Origin of the sequence: Myxococcus xanthus (assembly GCF_006402735.1) — a bacterium.
GTDB classification, from domain to species: domain Bacteria; phylum Myxococcota; class Myxococcia; order Myxococcales; family Myxococcaceae; genus Myxococcus; species Myxococcus xanthus_A.
The window spans coordinates 230,547-244,571 of sequence record NZ_CP017174.1; the positions used below are offsets into that span (position 1 = coordinate 230,547).

Here is a 14,025-nt window from a genome sequence, read left to right on the forward strand (position 1 = left end):
CGCGCTAGGCCGCGCTCGCGGATGCCGCGGGCTCGGCGCGGCGGGGCAGCCGCACGTGGAAGCTGCTGCCGCGCTGGGGCCCCGGGCTCTCCGCCCAGATGGCGCCGCCGTGGCGCTCCACGATTTCGCGGCAGATGAAGAGCCCCAGCCCCAGTCCGCCGAAGTGGCGCGCCTGGGCGTTGGACGCGCGCGCGAAGGGCCGGAACAGGTCCGCCACGTTCTCCGGAGGGATGCCGATGCCCTCGTCGCGCACGCTCAGCAGCACGTGCGTCTCCGCGGCCTCCAATGACATGCGCACCGCGCCGCCGTGGGGTGAATAGCGCACGGCGTTGCTGACCAGATTGGTGAGCACCTGCTCCAGCCGCAGCGCGTCCCAGTCGCCCTCCACCGGGTGGGCGGGGACGTCCAGCTCGAAGGTGACGCCGGACTCGGTGCGCAGCTCGAAGCGCTCCAGCACCTCGCCCAGCAGGGGGACCAGGTCCAGACGCTTGCGCTCCAGCTCCAGCCTCCCGCCCTGGATGCGCGCGGTGTCCAGCAGGTCATCCACCAGCCGCGTCAGCCGCTCCGTCTGCCGGGCCATGGAGCGCAGCGCCTTGAGCAGCCGCTCGCGCTCCGGGAAGTCTCCGCTCTTCTCCAACCGCTGGAGGGTGAGCGCGGCGAAGCCCTTGAGCGGGGTGAGCGGCGTGCGCAGCTCGTGGCTGGCCACGCTGAGGAACTCCTCTCGCGCGCGCACCGCCTCCTTCAACTCCGTCTGCGTGGCGCCCGTGCGGGCCGCCATCTCGTTGAAGCCGCGGGCCAGCTCGCCCAGCTCGTCGTCCTCCTCCACGTCCACGCGCTGCGACCAGTCGCCCGCGGTCAGCGCGGCGGTGGCGGTGCGCAGATGGTCCAGGCGGCGGATGACGTCGCGGGCAACCAGCTGCGACAGCAGCAGGGCCATGAGGACGCCCAGCAGCACCAGCCCCACCACCGCGGCGCTCATGCGCGTAATCGCCGCATAGGCCACCACCAGCTCCTGCGTCACCAGCACGCTCCACTCCGTGCCTTCCACGGGGGCCTCGGCGGCGAGCATGCGGCGGTCCGCCGCGTCGAAGGCCTCCAGCACGCCGATGCCGGGACGCAGCAGCTCCAGGCTGAGCGCGTCCGGCAGGTGTGCTTCGCCCAGCAGCGGCGCGCCGGGCGCGGTGTCGCGCAGCACCTTGAGGCCGCGCCGGTCCAACACCTGCACACGGAAGCGCCGCGACGCGGGCGTGGTGGCCTGGCTCAGGCGCTCCAGGGACAGCAGGCCCACCAGCATGCCCCGCACCTCGCCGTCCTCGCGGAAGGGCTGCGTCACCGCGACCAGGGGCTGGCCGGGCGGACGGATGAAGGGCGGAGACACCTCGGCGCCCCGGGTGAAGGCCGGGGGCAGGAAGTCGCGCGGCTCCAGGTTCCACCCCTCCACGCTGGGAGACGCGGCCAGGATGTGGCCCTGGGTGTCCACCGCGAGCGCCGCGTCGAAGGCGCGCTCCTGGGCCGCCAGGTTGACCAGGTAGGGCTCCAGCCGCTCCGGCGCGGCCGTGGCGAAGGCGGCGCGGAAGCCCGGGGACTCCAGCATCAGCGCCAGGGACTCGCCCGCGTCGTCCAGGTAGCGCCGCAGGAAGTCGGCCTCGCCCGCGGCGGCGCGCTGCGTGTCGTCGCGCACCTGCTGTTCAATCGCGTTCTGCGCCAGGTACGCCGCCAGCCCGCCCAGCGCCAGCAGCGGCACCAGCCCCGCGAAGGCCAGCCCGCGCAGCAGCTTCCACCCCACCGTGCGAGGCGCGCGCGGCCGCCAGTCCAGGGCCTGCGCGACACAGGCCAGGGTGAGCACCGCGTACACGCTGGCTCCCAGCCATGAAGCACCCCGGCCCAGCGCGTACGCGAGCAGGGCGAAGGGCACCGCCAGCCCGCCCATGAACAGGGCTGGCAGTTGGCGGTGGAGCCGGTGGGAAGGCAGCAGCAGGCCCACACCGCACACGGCGAAGAGCAGGCCCACCAGGGGCCGCAGGGGTGCGAGGTGGGCGTAGACGGAGAGCGGGAAGCGCTCGGGCACCACCAGCATGGCCACGCCGAACGCCGCGCCGGTGAGCGCCGCGAAGGTGCGCAGCACGGGCCGCTGGCGCATGGCGGGCCAGGCCTCCAGCACCACGCCGCCGAAGAGCACCGGGTAGAGGATGATGCCCGTGAAGCTGCCCGGCAGGACGTTGAGCACCCACCAGTACAGCGCCATGGCCGCGCCCAGCAGCAGGCGTCCCGTGACGTCCAGCCAGCGCGGCGCGCGCGGGTACAGCAGCGCGCCCATGAGCATGATGCTGCCCGTCAGGTACGTGAGGCCCAGCACGCGCACGTACGGGTAGAGCGGCCGGAAGGAGGCCACCCGGAACTCGTATGGGACGTACGTCATCAGCACGCCGAACATCAGGCCCACGACGGCGGCGGGCCAGGTGAGCGGCAGGAGTGCCGGTGGGGACGGCGCCTGGATTTGCGGTGAAGGCGAAGAAGACATCTTTGCGGATTCACGCGCGACGGGCGCCATGGGTGCTAGTGCCCCCCGGGCTTTCGTCGAAGGCTCGACATCACGCGACCTCGAGCACCGTCCACTCGCGGACCTCGCCCGCGAGCATCACTTCCACCGTATCTCCCGCCTTTCGGCCCATGAGGGCGCGCCCCACGGGGGAGGCGGGGGTGATGACGGACAGGAAGCCGTCACCGCCCGGCCCCGTCAGCTCGGTGCCGGCGCCCGCGGGCAGGACGAAGAAGGTCCGCTCGGAGAAGCCCTCCTCGTCCTCGGTGCTGACGTCCACGATGGCGCCCAGCGCCACCGGCCCCTGCCGGGGGAAGCGGGGGAACTCCGCCTGACCGAACTTCGTCAGCGCCTGGAGTTCTTCCTGGACCCGGCGGGCCCGCTGGGCCTGTCCGGTGGCGAGGCTGCCGAACTCCAGGGCGGCGCGGCCGTCCTCTTTCTTCTCGGACTCCGTGGCCAGACTGCGGGCGGCCTCGCGGGCCTCCGCCTCGGCGCGGTGGGCCAGCCGGTCGCTCTGCTGGAGGCGGTCCGCGAGCTGGCCCAGGAGTGCATGCTTGTCGAGTCGCATGGGTGGTACAGAACTGTAGCGTCCATGGCGGACACCTCCAGTTTTCGGCCAGTCGCCCCCCGCCCGTCCGGGCTTAGAGTGGGGGGCATGACACCCCAGGAACTCTCGGAGAAGGCCCGGCAGCTCGTCGCCGAAGGCGCGGTGCTGCTGGATGTGCGCACGCCGCAGGAATTCCAGGAAGGGCACCCCGAGCCCGCCCGGAACATCCCCGTGCAGGAGCTGCCCCGCCGGCTGGCCGAGGTGGGCCCGCCCGGCACGCGCGTGGTGGTGTACTGCGCCGCCGGTGGCCGCAGCGCCCAGGCCGTGCAACTGCTTCACGCCAACGGCTTCCCGGACGTCTTCGATCTCAAGTCCGTGAAGAACTGGTAGCCAACCGGGGGCAGGTGACACGGGCGCCCGGTTGGAGCAGGGTTCGCCCTCCGGTCATGAGCCGCACGGCTGGCTTCCTCATCGTGGCGTTGTCGGGCGTGTGTTTCGGCGCGCTGGGCCTCTTTGGCCGCCTGGCCTATGCGGCGGGCGCGGACGTGGCCACGCTGCTCTTCCTTCGCTTCTCCCTCGCCGGGGCGGTGCTCGCCGGTGTCATGGTGCTGCGCCGCCAGCGGTGGCCCCGGGGTGGGGTGCTGGTGGCCCTGGTGCTGCTGGGCGCCGCCGGGTACTTCAGCCAGTCCGGGGCCTACTTCTTCGCCCTGCAGCACGCGCCCGCGGGGCTGGTGGCCCTGCTGCTGTACTCCTTCCCCGCGCTGGTGGCGCTGGTGCAGCGTGTCGTCTTCAAGGAGCACCTGGGCCGGGTGAAGTGGCTGGCGGTGGTCCTGTCGGTGGGCGGCACGGTGCTGACAGCCGACCTGTCCCAGGGCGGCGCCACGCTGCCGGGCGTGCTGCTGGGCCTGCTGTCCGCGCTGTTCTACACCGTCTATGTCGTCGCCAGCGGCCGGGTGTCCGGTCGGGCGGGGCCGCTGGCCTCCAGCACCGTCATCCTCTGCTCGGCGGGTTTATCCTTCGGCGTGGCCATGCTGGTGCGTGGCCCTGCCTTCCCCGGCTCCGTCACGGGCTGGGCCGCGGTGGTGGGGCTGGCGCTGGTGGCCACGGTGGCCGCGGTGCTCCTCTTCTTCGTGGGCATCCAGCGCATTGGCCCGGTGAACACGTCGCTGGTGTCCAACCTGGAGCCCCTGACGGCGGTGGTGCTGGGGGTGCTCTTCCTGGACGAGCGGCTCACCCTGCGTCAGGTCCTGGGAGGCGTTCTCATCCTCGGGGCCGCGGTGATGCTGGCCCGCGCCGATGTGCCCCGCGTCTCCCCGGAGCCGCCCGCGGGAGGCGGTGCTCCGGGGACGGTGCCCGGTTAGTCCCGGGCACGCGACTCCATCCGTCCTACCAGCGCGTCACTTCGCGCAGGAAGCGGTGCACGTCCTGGTTGAAGCGCTGCGGCAGCTCCGCATGGGGCGCGTGGCCGGTGTTCGGGTACAGCTTGAACTCGGCGTCCGGCAGGGCGTTCACCAGGGCCTGCTGGTCAGCGACGGGGAAGAAGCCGTCCTGGTCACCGCCAATGACGAGCACCGGCACGCGGATGCGGTTCAGCCGCGCCGAGTGGTCCTCCGCGAGCATGCCGTCCAGCGCGTCCTGCCACACGCGCGCGGGCACCTTGCTGCTCTCCGACACCATCGTGTTGATGTACGACGCCGGGACAGGGCGCACGAAGGTGCTCTCCTGGAACGCGCGGATGAACTCCGGGTCCACCGTGCCCTCGAACGTGTCCACGATGGACTTCAGCTCCAGCGCCACCGGGTTGCCGGCGACGGTGGGCGCCGAGCCGACGAGCACCAGTCCCTTCACGCGTCGCGGGAAGTCCAACGCCACCTGCTGCGCGATGAAGCTGCCCATGGAGTGGCCGACGAGGATGGCGCTGCGCTCGCCCACCGCCTCCAGGAAGGCATCCACGTCCGCGGCGAAGGACTGCTGCGTGTAGCAGCACACCGGGCGCGTCGAATCCCCGTGGCCGCGCTGGTCCAGCACGTAGACGTGGTGGTTGCGCGGGAAGGTGCGCAGGTTCAGGTCCCACGTGTGGTTGGAATCCGAAAAGCCGTGGAGGAACACCACCGCGGGGCCCAGCGGCAGGCCCTGCTCCACGTAGCGCAGCGTCACGCCGGTGCGCAGGCGGACGGAGCGCTCACGGGGCGCGCCGAACAGCTCCTGCTCGGTGGAGGCCACCTCGGCGCCCTCGGGCGCCAGCTGCGTGTCATTCGAGTCGGACTCCGGCGCGGGGCCACAGGCGGCGAGGACGGGAAGAGCGAGCAGGGCGGCGAGGAGCTTTCTCATGCGTGATTGCCTCGGGGCTCTCCGGCGGGAAAGTCCGCCGGTGCATCGAGAAGTCTACGGCTACCTCTGACATTGCCTCGCTGGAAGTGACTCGCGGGGTTGGCGCACACCCGTTTTCAGAGGAGAGCGTCAGTGGGAACCTGCTCGAAAACGCACCGTGGGCGGAAGGTTCTCGCGCAGGCGGCGCGTCTGTCACGGCCGTGCAACACAGGCCCGCGTAACCTTTCGGCCGCCGCCTTCGTGGTGTCGCTGGATGCCCGGAGTTTCACCGGGCTTTTTCGGTGGAGGACGGCACATGAAGGCACCTCGAGTGGCGGTCATCGGCGGAGGGCTGGGTGGCCTGTCGGCGGCGGCGCTGTTGGCGCGGGGCGGTTGCGCGGTGACGCTCTTCGAGTGCGCGAAGCACCTGGGCGGCCGGGGACAGACGTCGGACGTGGAGGGCTTCCGCTTCAACCTCGGCGCCCACGCGCTGTACCAGGGGGGCGCGGGGATGCGCGTGCTTGGCGGGTTGGGCGTGAAGCCCGCGGGCGGCATGCCCGGTGCGGGTTCGTACCTGCTGAGCGGCGGACGCCTGCACACGATGCCGCGCGGCCTGGTCTCCATGTTGACCACGGACGCGCTGGGGCTGCCGGGGAAGCTGGAGCTCGCGAAGCTGCTCGCGGGGCTGGGACGCGTGGACCTGGCGCCGCTGGCGAACATCACCACGCGCGACTGGGTGGAGCAGCACCTGTCGAACGAGGACGCCCGCGCCTTCATCCTGGCGCTGGTGCGGGTGATGACCTACTGCGCGGACGTGGACGCGATGAGCGCCCAGTCCGCCGTCGCCCAGCTCCAGGCGAAGCCGGCTGTGCTCTACGTGGACGGCGGGTGGAGCACGCTTGTCTCCGAACTGGAGACCCGCGCGCGCGATGCGGGCACCCGGCTGGAGCTCTCCGCGCGGGTGAGCGCCGTCCTGCTGGAGGATGCGGGCTCGCGCGTTCGGGGCGTGCGGCTCGCGGATGGGACGGAGCACGCGGCGGACGCGGTGGTGGTGGCGGGCGGGCCGGGTGACATCGCGGCGCTGCTGCCCGCTGACGCGCTCCTGGCGCACGACGCGGCCCGCGCCGTGCCCGTGAAGGCGGCCACGCTGGAGCTGGGGCTGTCCCGGTTGCCCCGTCCGGACGCGCTGTTCGCGCTCGGTACCGATGGCCCCTGGTACGCGTCGGTGCACTCCGCGGTGGCGAAGCTGGCGCCGCAAGGCGGCGCGATGGTGCATGTGATGCAATACCTGGGCGGCAGAGGCCCGGAGGCGAGCGAGGCCCGCTTGGAGGAAGTGATGGATGCGCTGCAACCCGGCTGGCGGACGTCCGTGGTGGCGCGCCGTTACCGGCCCTCCCTGCTGGTGTCGCACTGGCTGCCGACGGCGGAGACGGGTGGCCTGTGCGGACGCCCCTCGGTGGAGGTGTCGCACGTGCCTGGGTTGTACCGCGTGGGAGATTGGGTGGGGCCGGAGGGCTTGCTCGCGGAGGCGTCCTTCGCCAGCGCGGAGTCGGTGGCGCGCGCGCTCGTCCCGGGCCAGCAGGTGGCGTCACGCCGGGTAGTGGGGCGCTGACGCATGGACCGCACCGCGCGCGAAGGACTGGCGCAGGCCGTGCGCGAGCACGAGCGCTTCCTGTGGGGGCTCTGCTACCGCATGACGGGCGTGTCGGCGGACGCGGAGGACCTGGTGCAGGAGACCTTCACGCGCGCCCTGGCCTCGCCGCCCGTGCGAACGGAGGCGCTGCGCCCCTGGCTGACGCGGGTGGCGGTGAACCTGGCCCGGGACACGTTGCGGCGGCGCAAGCGCGAGGGCTACGTGGGACCCTGGCTGCCCTCGCCGCTGGACACGGGAGAGGAGGAGCTGCCGCCCCCTGGCGTGGAGGCGCGGCTGCCGGGAGGCGGCTCCACGGAGGGACGCTACGCGTTGCTGGAGAGTGTCTCCTTCGCCTTCCTGCTCGCGCTGGAGGCGCTGTCTCCCAAGCAGCGGGCGGTGCTGCTGCTGCGCGACGTGTTCGACTACTCGGTGCGCGAGGTGGCCGAGGCGCTGAACATGAGCGAGCCCAACGTGAAGGTGGTGCACCACCGCGCGCGGGCGGCGATGGCGGCGTACGACCGGGCCCGCTGCCTGCCGACGCGGGAGTTCCAGGCGCGCTCCCGCGCCGCGCTGGAGGGCTTCCTGGGCGCGCTGCTGACGGGGGACGTGGCGGCGGCGGAGGCGCTGCTCGCCAGCGACGTGTGCGCGCTGTCGGACGGCGGTGGCCAGTACCGCGCCGCGCGCGTGCCAGTGCTTGGACTGTCGCGCGTGCTGCTGCTCTACCGGCGGCTGATGGAGATGCGGGGGCCGCCCTCCGCCGTGGAGCCGCGGATGCTCAACGGCCTGCCGGCGGTGGTGGCTGTGTTTCCTCCGCCCCAGCGCGACCCGCAGGTGGGCACCCAGATGGTGGTCCGCGTGGAGCTGGGGGCGGACGGGCGAATCACCCAGCTCCACTCCATCCTCACGGACCGCAAGCTCGCCGGGCTGCGCATGCCCGTGCCCGCCTGAGCACTCCGGTGGCGCTTCAGCTCGCCGGGCGCCGGGCGATGATGAGCTCGCTCACGCCCTGGAGCCGCTGCACGCGCCGCTCGACGTCGAAGCCCGCGCGCCGCACCAGGTCGAACGTGTCCCGGTTCAGCCGGCACCCGCCGCTCACCCGAATCCAGGCGGGGGTGAGCAAGTCCTGCACGGTGGCCAGCGCTGGCGAGGGCGCGCGCACGTGCTCCAGCATGCGCAGCGCGCCGCCCGGGCGCAGGACCCGGAAAATCTCCGCCAGCGCCCGCGCCGGGGCCTCCACGCTGCAGAAGACGAGGCTGGACACCACGGCGTCGAAGGAGGCGGCGGGGAAGGGCAGTGACTCCACGCTGGCGTACAGCAGCCGCGCGTTGGGCCGCCGTCGCTGGGCGCGCGCGAGCGCCGCTTCGTCCACGTCGATGGCGGTGACGGCGGTGACGGTGTCCGGGTAGCCGGGCAGCGCCAGACCGGTGCCGGTGCCCACCTCCAGCACGTGGCCGGACAGGCCGCGCACCAGCTTGCGCCGGGCGGCGGTGAGGCCCAGCCAGCCCAGGGGCGTCATGACTGCGTCGTACGCGAGTGCCTTCATGCAGCAGCCTCCTCGTCAGAAACGCGCGGGCCCGGAAGCCCGCCGCGGATGCGCCGGAACTCCGGGCCCATGAGACGCCAGGCTGCCGCGAGAAGGGCAGCGGACGTTGCGACCCTACCGCGCGCCCACCGTTCCCGGGCTCTTCGGCGACGACGGCGGCGGCGAGGAGGCCGTGCCCGGCTCCCGGCGCCGCAGGACGCCCCAGAGGCCGTAGAGCACCAGCGCGATGCAGCCGTACTGCGCGGGCGTCAGACCGAAATAGCGGGCGTCCACGTAGGCCATGTCCGTGGCGCGCAGGTAGTCGAAGAAGAAGCGGCACGTCGCGTACAGCACCGCCAGCAGCGGCAGCAGGCGCCCCTTCAGCTTCCCCGCGTTGCGCAGCGCGTACAGCACGCCGCTGATGGCGAAGAGCGCCATGGCGTCGTACATGCCCAGGTCGTGCCGAGGGCCGCCGGGGAAGGCTACCGCCAGGAAGAAGTCCGTGGGCACGCCCGGGTGGTCATGCACGGCGAAGCAGCCCAGCCGCGCCACCGCCCAGCCTGGCGCCACGCCCAGGGCGAACGAGTCCGCGTAGTCCGAGAAGCGCAGCTTGCGGACCTTGAAGAACACGACGGCGGCGAGGATGCCGCCCAGGAGGCCACCGAACGAGGACAGGCCATCCCAGACCTTCAAAATCTGGAACGGGCTCTTGGACAGCTCCTCCGGGTGGTAGAAGAACAGGTGCACCCAGTGGCCCACGACGACGCCGACACCCACGCCCCAGGGCGCGAAGTCGGCGAGCGGCTCCGGGTTCAGGCCTTCGCGCTCGGCGTTGCGGCCAAGCAGGCGAGCGGCCAGCAGGATGCCCACCGCGACCAAGATGCCGAAGGGCTCGATTTTGAGGGGCCCCAGCTCAATCGAGGGGGCGTGCCAATAGGGAATCACGTCAGGCGGCTCCAGGGGATGCGAACGTCCCACCCTTAATCCGGGCGGAGGGATGTGGGCGAACAATCGTCGGAACGGAGTCTTTCCCGGCCTCGTCTTCTCCGAGGTCGGGTGGAGGACACCGCTCCTGTGTGCCTCCGGGCACCTCGCTCGTACCCGGGAGGGAATCACTCCCACTTCCGGACGTTCGCGCAAGGCCAGTTAGAACCGAATTAATCCATTCGTGCGTGTACTACGGGAAATCCGTGGTTTTTTGTCAGGCCCTTCCTGTCCAATCGAACGGGAACGCAGGGCCTCTCTGGAGGAAGGGGGACAGGCATGACGCCGCGAGCAGACTGTCACGTCGGGCCGGGCGCGCGACTGCGCGCGCTGCGGACGTGCGCGCGCTCCTGGCCGCGCCACCCCTCGCCCGGGCGACCCCTTCCACCCGCCGGGCCGGAGGTCCCGGGGGGACGTCGCCATCGGCACGCGGCGCGGATGACGCGCTGGCGGGCCACCGCTGTCGGAGGCGCGCGGCCACGAGCGCGGCCCCATTGCCCCTGTCGCACGCGCGAGGCTCCGCACGCGACGGGTGCTGACCTGATGCCGGACGACCTCGCCTCATGCGTCCGGCGTAGCACGGTGGTTCAAGGAGCACACAACCCATGAAGTCCTACCTGTTGGTTCCAAAGGAGTCCATCGAGACGCAGGCTCGCGTGGGGCCTCGCGGCACGGAGCAGGGCGAGCGCGTGCTGTCGCGCACGACGGCGCTGCGCTTCGCGGTGGCGAACAAGGCGCCCGACGCGTTGTTCGCGCTCGGACTGCGGTCGGCCACGTTGCCCGGCCCGCGCCCGCCCGTCAGTGGACAGGAAGAGCGTCGTCGGAAGGGCAAGGGCGCGAAGTCGGCGCGCATGGGCACGCGCGGCGCGGACGCCTCCACGCCGCCCATGCCGGGCGCGACGGTGGCCGAGCAGACCGGCTCGGAGCCGGGCAGCTACCGGTACATGCCGCTCATCGGTGCCACCATGGCTCACTTCTACGAAGAGCATACGGAGAAGGAAGCCCGCGGCGAGCTGGAGCGCGACTTCGAGTTCATCCCCGACGTCGTCCCGTTGTCCTTCCCTGGCCCGGTGTCGGCGGGACAACCTGGACCGCGCAACCGGGGCATGTCCTCGCTGGCCGAGCGCGAGTGGCCCGACGAGTCCGGCGTTCCCCTGGCCCACGCCCAGGGCATCCGCGGCGCCGGCGTCATGCTGGGCATCCTCGACACCGGTGTGGACGCGGACCATCCCGAGCACGCGGCGCGCGTCATCCAGTTCCGCTACGTGTCGCTGTTCCCCAACTCGCCGCACAATCCGGCGCGTGACATCCGCGGCTTCGACCCGGACGGCCACGGTACGCACGTGTGCGGCATCGCCGCGGGTGTGCACCACGGCGTCGCCCCGGAGGTGGACCTCTACGTCGCCTCCGTCATCGAATCGGAGACCATCCGCACCAGCCTGGGCCGCGTGGCCGCGGGCATGGAGTGGCTGCTGCACCAGTTCAGCCGCCCGGAGAACTCGACGCGGCCCGCGGTGGTCAACCTGTCGCTCGGCTTCCCGCTGATGCCGCCGCCCGGCATTTCGGAGGCTGACTACAACCTCAACCTGCGCGCGCTGCAGACGATGATTCGTCGCCTGCTCGACAGCAATGTCCTGCCGGTTGTGGCGGCAGGTAACAGTGGACCCGACACGGTTGGTTATCCAGCCGCCTTTCCAGAATCACTGGCTGTCGGCGCGGTCGACTTCGAGCGTAACGTGGCCACATTCTCCGCGAGTGGCACCGTGGGTAGGCGCGTCGTGCCGGACATCATGGGGTATGGCGTGAATGTCTATTCCAGCACGGAGCGTCGTTGTAACAACCAGGCGTTCTACGAGCGAATGAGTGGCACGAGCATGGCAGCGCCTTATGTAGCGGGTATCGCGGCGCTGTACCGTTGCCGTGCCCCTGACTTGACGGCGCTCGAGGTGAGGGATTTGATCCTGTCGAATGCGGTGAAGCTCCCTCGGTCGGGAACGCACAAGACAGGCAAGGGCCTGGCCGTATTCAGGTGACGGTGGTGGTTGAAGCCGGGGTCGGCGCCATTCGAGCGCCGGACCCGGGAGAGGATGAGGGCCATGGGCAGGAAGAATGGCGAGTGGGGGGACGTCCGGGTCGGCGGCGTCCCGGGTCTGTCCGCGCGCGTGCGCCCATTGCCGGGCGCCGCGGGTGCGGACACGCAGCCCGACTGGATTGACGTGACGGTGATGCCCCGCGAGGAGCCGGCGGCGGCGTCGCGTGGACGCACGTCTCCACGTCCGCCCGTCCGCTCCCGCGCGGAAGTTCACCAGGCTGGCCTGGCCGAGAGCGCGCGCTTCCACCAGAGCCTCATGCGCTGGCTGGAGGCACACCATCTCCTGGGCGCGGTGCGCTCGGTGAGCGAGCCGGGCTCCATGCCCATGCTCCACCTGCGCTGCGCGCCGCGGGTGCTGGACCAGCTGCGCCGTGCCCCGGAGTTCGAAGCGGGCACGATGATGCCCCTCGACCTCATCTAGCGGTGGGTGCCCCTCGCCTCGCACCCCTGGTCTGGGACTCCCTCCCTGTCTGAAGAGGGCTGCCCGGGTGGCTCTGCCGCCACCAGGAAAAGCGTGTGTTCCCGCCTTTCCTGAAGATGTGGCCGAGCTTTCGTTTCCGCTACTAAGAACCGACGGCTCCGCCGCTTCTTCCTGAATAGCTTGGAATCTCGTGATTAGCCCGTCATCCTGCCAGTCGCCCGCGAGTCGAAGGGTGACGTCGGCTGGCGGACGGGGTGAAGCGCACCGCGTGTGAGGCTGTGCGTGCGGCGACGCGGTGAGCAGTGATTGTCTCCCATTGTCGCCGTGTCTCTCTGTCACCCGCGTCGCGCGGTGTGACGTCCATTGCACACGCGCACAGTCAGTTCGTCCCCATCTCGTCCCGGTGCCGCCAGGAAAACCAGGGACCTGCGTCTGTTCGTTGAAAGGCACGAAGGTTGCCTTTCGCGGTTATTGGACGCGAGCCCCGGAGTCCATCCATGCAACTGGCGATGAAGCCCTCACGAGGTGCGTGCAGCCCTTCTCACCTGGAGGTGGCGCGATGACGGCCTGGAAACCAGGAAGCTCGTGCCGCCGCTGCCGACGCAGGCGCTCCCCCCGGGTGTCCCGCCCGCCCGCCACCTCCAGCGCTCCGAAGGCCAGCCCCCACGCCAGCGTCGCGGCGCGGTGCGTGGCCGGCAGGCGGTGTGGGTGCCTGGCGTCGGGCCACCGCAGCGTCCGGCGCCGCGTGGAGCGGATCCGCCGCCAGACGCGGCAGTGGTGGTGACTGGTGACGCCAGTCACCAGTCGGTGAGCGGCGTCACCGGGCCGCCTGTCCCACCAGGCCTCAGAGACAGGCGTAACCCATTGAAATCACGTCCCTTTTGAAGCAAGCTCTGACGCGCTGCGATAGGCACGGGAGATGCTCTGGTGTCGGGGAGTCGCCTACCTCCCGCACCCGAGGCTCCCCATGAAGATCCGCTCCAAGCCGTCCTTCTCCAAGCCGTCCACGTCCTCCTCCTCTTCCTCGCGTTCCCGCTCCAGCAGCGCGCCCCCGAAGGTGGACACCAGCAAGACGCAGAAGACGGAAACCTCGGCCAGGCCCAACGCCCCGCGCCCGACACCTGGCGAACTGCAGACGGGCAAGGACAACCTCAAGCGCACGGACTACGGCGTGGTGCACCCGGACCTGCAGGGCATCCGCACGCGCCGTGACAGCGGTCAGTCCGGCGCGGACTTCGCGGACTTCAATTCGGACGTGCGCAACTCCACGCACCAGCTGATGAATCAGCCCAATGGCCGCCGGATGATGACGGAGCTCGACGGCCGCACGCAGGCGGTGAACCCTGGCGCGACGGGCACCCTGCGCAACCCGGTGACGGTGATGGACGTCTACTCGGGCCGCAATGCCCCGCTGCCCAATGCGCAGGCGCCTCGGAACGACGGCACGTTCGAGTCGACGCGTCCGGCGTACCGCACCGGCGGCCAGCCTGGCGCGGGCCGGCCCAGCGACATCAAGTACAACGAGCAGGGCTCCGGCTCGCGCGTCGCCAGCCTGGGCCACGAGTCGGTTCACGCCTGGCGCGGGGCCAACGGGCTCCAGGTCAGCCCGCTGCAGGCCAGCAAGCACGCCAACGCGCCCGTTTTCAACCAGCAGCCGGCCTACACGCACGCCATGAAGGAGACGGTCGACGACCGCCTTCGCCTCACGGAGGAGTTCGAGACGGTGGGCCTGCGTCCCACGCCGCACACGCCCAAGGGCTGGGCGCCCAGCGACAACATGATTCGCGCCGAGCACGGGCTGCCGCTGCGCCAGGACTACTCGGGTATGCGCCCGGGCAACAACAGCAACGACACCAACCTGAGCATGTTCGACCAGGGCTCGGACAACCGGAGCTTCTTCCAGCGGATGAGCGGCCAGCCGACGCCCATCGGCAAGATTCTCAACGACCAGGAGGGCTGAGCAGCGCCTTCATGAAA

General features: G+C 71.2%; 12 protein-coding genes. 7 read left to right on the plus strand and 5 right to left on the minus strand.

Going from position 1 to position 14,025, the window contains the following annotated elements:
* Positions 1-4: 4 nt before the first annotated feature.
* Both BHS09_RS00925 and BHS09_RS00930 read right to left on the minus strand, forming a co-directional pair.
* Complete coding sequence (locus BHS09_RS00925; protein ID WP_174260476.1) at positions 5-2,521, minus strand: ATP-binding protein; 2,517 nt, start codon at positions 2,519-2,521, stop codon at positions 5-7.
* Between the two features lie 70 nt (positions 2,522-2,591).
* Positions 2,592-3,107 carry a GreA/GreB family elongation factor gene (locus tag BHS09_RS00930; RefSeq protein ID WP_090490981.1) on the minus strand — a complete coding sequence of 172 codons (516 nt, stop codon included), beginning with the start codon at positions 3,105-3,107 and terminating at the stop codon, positions 2,592-2,594.
* Positions 3,108-3,194: 87 nt separating this feature from the next.
* On the opposite strand from BHS09_RS00930, the gene BHS09_RS00935 reads away from it, so the two are divergent.
* Positions 3,195-3,476 (plus strand): rhodanese-like domain-containing protein, encoded by a 282-nt coding sequence (locus BHS09_RS00935; protein WP_090490980.1) that lies wholly within the window; start codon positions 3,195-3,197, stop codon positions 3,474-3,476.
* 56 nt (positions 3,477-3,532) lie between these two features.
* A complete protein-coding gene (locus BHS09_RS00940; RefSeq protein WP_237080118.1) occupies positions 3,533-4,447 on the plus strand; it encodes a DMT family transporter in 915 nt (304 codons plus the stop codon).
* Positions 4,448-4,472: 25 nt separating this feature from the next.
* On the opposite strand, the gene BHS09_RS00945 is transcribed toward BHS09_RS00940, so the two are convergent.
* Positions 4,473-5,417: an alpha/beta fold hydrolase gene (locus tag BHS09_RS00945; RefSeq protein WP_140786659.1), complete on the minus strand. Its 945-nt coding sequence runs from the start codon at positions 5,415-5,417 to the stop codon at positions 4,473-4,475.
* Positions 5,418-5,712: 295 nt separating this feature from the next.
* Between BHS09_RS00945 and BHS09_RS00950 the strand changes: the two genes are divergently transcribed.
* Positions 5,713-7,008, plus strand: coding sequence for a phytoene desaturase family protein (locus tag BHS09_RS00950; RefSeq protein WP_140796929.1), 1,296 nt, complete (start codon positions 5,713-5,715; stop codon positions 7,006-7,008).
* Positions 7,009-7,011: 3 nt separating this feature from the next.
* Positions 7,012-7,977, plus strand: a complete 966-nt coding sequence (locus BHS09_RS00955) for a sigma-70 family RNA polymerase sigma factor (RefSeq protein ID WP_140796930.1) — start codon at positions 7,012-7,014, stop codon at positions 7,975-7,977.
* Positions 7,978-7,993: 16 nt separating this feature from the next.
* On the opposite strand, the gene BHS09_RS00960 is transcribed toward BHS09_RS00955, so the two are convergent.
* Together BHS09_RS00960 and BHS09_RS00965 are read right to left on the minus strand one after the other, a co-directional pair.
* The gene (locus BHS09_RS00960; RefSeq protein WP_140796931.1) at positions 7,994-8,572 is read right to left on the minus strand and encodes a class I SAM-dependent methyltransferase; all 579 of its coding nucleotides are present in this window, start codon (positions 8,570-8,572) and stop codon (positions 7,994-7,996) included.
* 114 nt (positions 8,573-8,686) lie between these two features.
* Positions 8,687-9,496: a prolipoprotein diacylglyceryl transferase gene (locus BHS09_RS00965; RefSeq protein ID WP_174258591.1), complete on the minus strand. Its 810-nt coding sequence runs from the start codon at positions 9,494-9,496 to the stop codon at positions 8,687-8,689.
* Between the two features lie 644 nt (positions 9,497-10,140).
* Between BHS09_RS00965 and popC the strand changes: the two genes are divergently transcribed.
* The 3 genes from popC to BHS09_RS00980 all read left to right on the plus strand — a co-directional run bounded on the left by popC (position 10,141) and on the right by BHS09_RS00980 (position 14,008).
* Entirely contained in the window at positions 10,141-11,568 is a 1,428-nt protein-coding gene (popC, locus tag BHS09_RS00970; protein ID WP_140786664.1) for a subtilisin-like protease PopC, read from the plus strand.
* Between the two features lie 63 nt (positions 11,569-11,631).
* Positions 11,632-12,048, plus strand: coding sequence for a PopC secretion inhibitor PopD (gene popD, locus BHS09_RS00975; protein ID WP_237077921.1), 417 nt, complete (start codon positions 11,632-11,634; stop codon positions 12,046-12,048).
* Between the two features lie 967 nt (positions 12,049-13,015).
* Complete coding sequence (locus tag BHS09_RS00980; RefSeq protein WP_174260477.1) at positions 13,016-14,008, plus strand: M91 family zinc metallopeptidase; 993 nt, start codon at positions 13,016-13,018, stop codon at positions 14,006-14,008.
* Positions 14,009-14,025: the final 17 nt, after the last annotated feature.

Excerpts from the sequence above, each read along its gene's own strand:
- BHS09_RS00925 (WP_174260476.1), bottom strand. The coding sequence starts at position 2,521 with ATGTCTTCTTCGCCTTCACCGCAAATCCAGGCGCCGTCCCCACCGGCA.
- BHS09_RS00930 (WP_090490981.1), bottom strand. The coding sequence starts at position 3,107 with ATGCGACTCGACAAGCATGCACTCCTGGGCCAGCTCGCGGACCGCCTC.
- BHS09_RS00935 (WP_090490980.1), top strand. The coding sequence starts at position 3,195 with ATGACACCCCAGGAACTCTCGGAGAAGGCCCGGCAGCTCGTCGCCGAA.
- BHS09_RS00940 (WP_237080118.1), top strand. The coding sequence starts at position 3,533 with ATGAGCCGCACGGCTGGCTTCCTCATCGTGGCGTTGTCGGGCGTGTGT.
- BHS09_RS00945 (WP_140786659.1), bottom strand. The coding sequence starts at position 5,417 with ATGAGAAAGCTCCTCGCCGCCCTGCTCGCTCTTCCCGTCCTCGCCGCC.
- BHS09_RS00950 (WP_140796929.1), top strand. The coding sequence starts at position 5,713 with ATGAAGGCACCTCGAGTGGCGGTCATCGGCGGAGGGCTGGGTGGCCTG.
- BHS09_RS00955 (WP_140796930.1), top strand. The coding sequence starts at position 7,012 with ATGGACCGCACCGCGCGCGAAGGACTGGCGCAGGCCGTGCGCGAGCAC.
- BHS09_RS00960 (WP_140796931.1), bottom strand. The coding sequence starts at position 8,572 with ATGAAGGCACTCGCGTACGACGCAGTCATGACGCCCCTGGGCTGGCTG.
- popC (WP_140786664.1), top strand. The coding sequence starts at position 10,141 with ATGAAGTCCTACCTGTTGGTTCCAAAGGAGTCCATCGAGACGCAGGCT.
- popD (WP_237077921.1), top strand. The coding sequence starts at position 11,632 with ATGGGCAGGAAGAATGGCGAGTGGGGGGACGTCCGGGTCGGCGGCGTC.
- BHS09_RS00980 (WP_174260477.1), top strand. The coding sequence starts at position 13,016 with ATGAAGATCCGCTCCAAGCCGTCCTTCTCCAAGCCGTCCACGTCCTCC.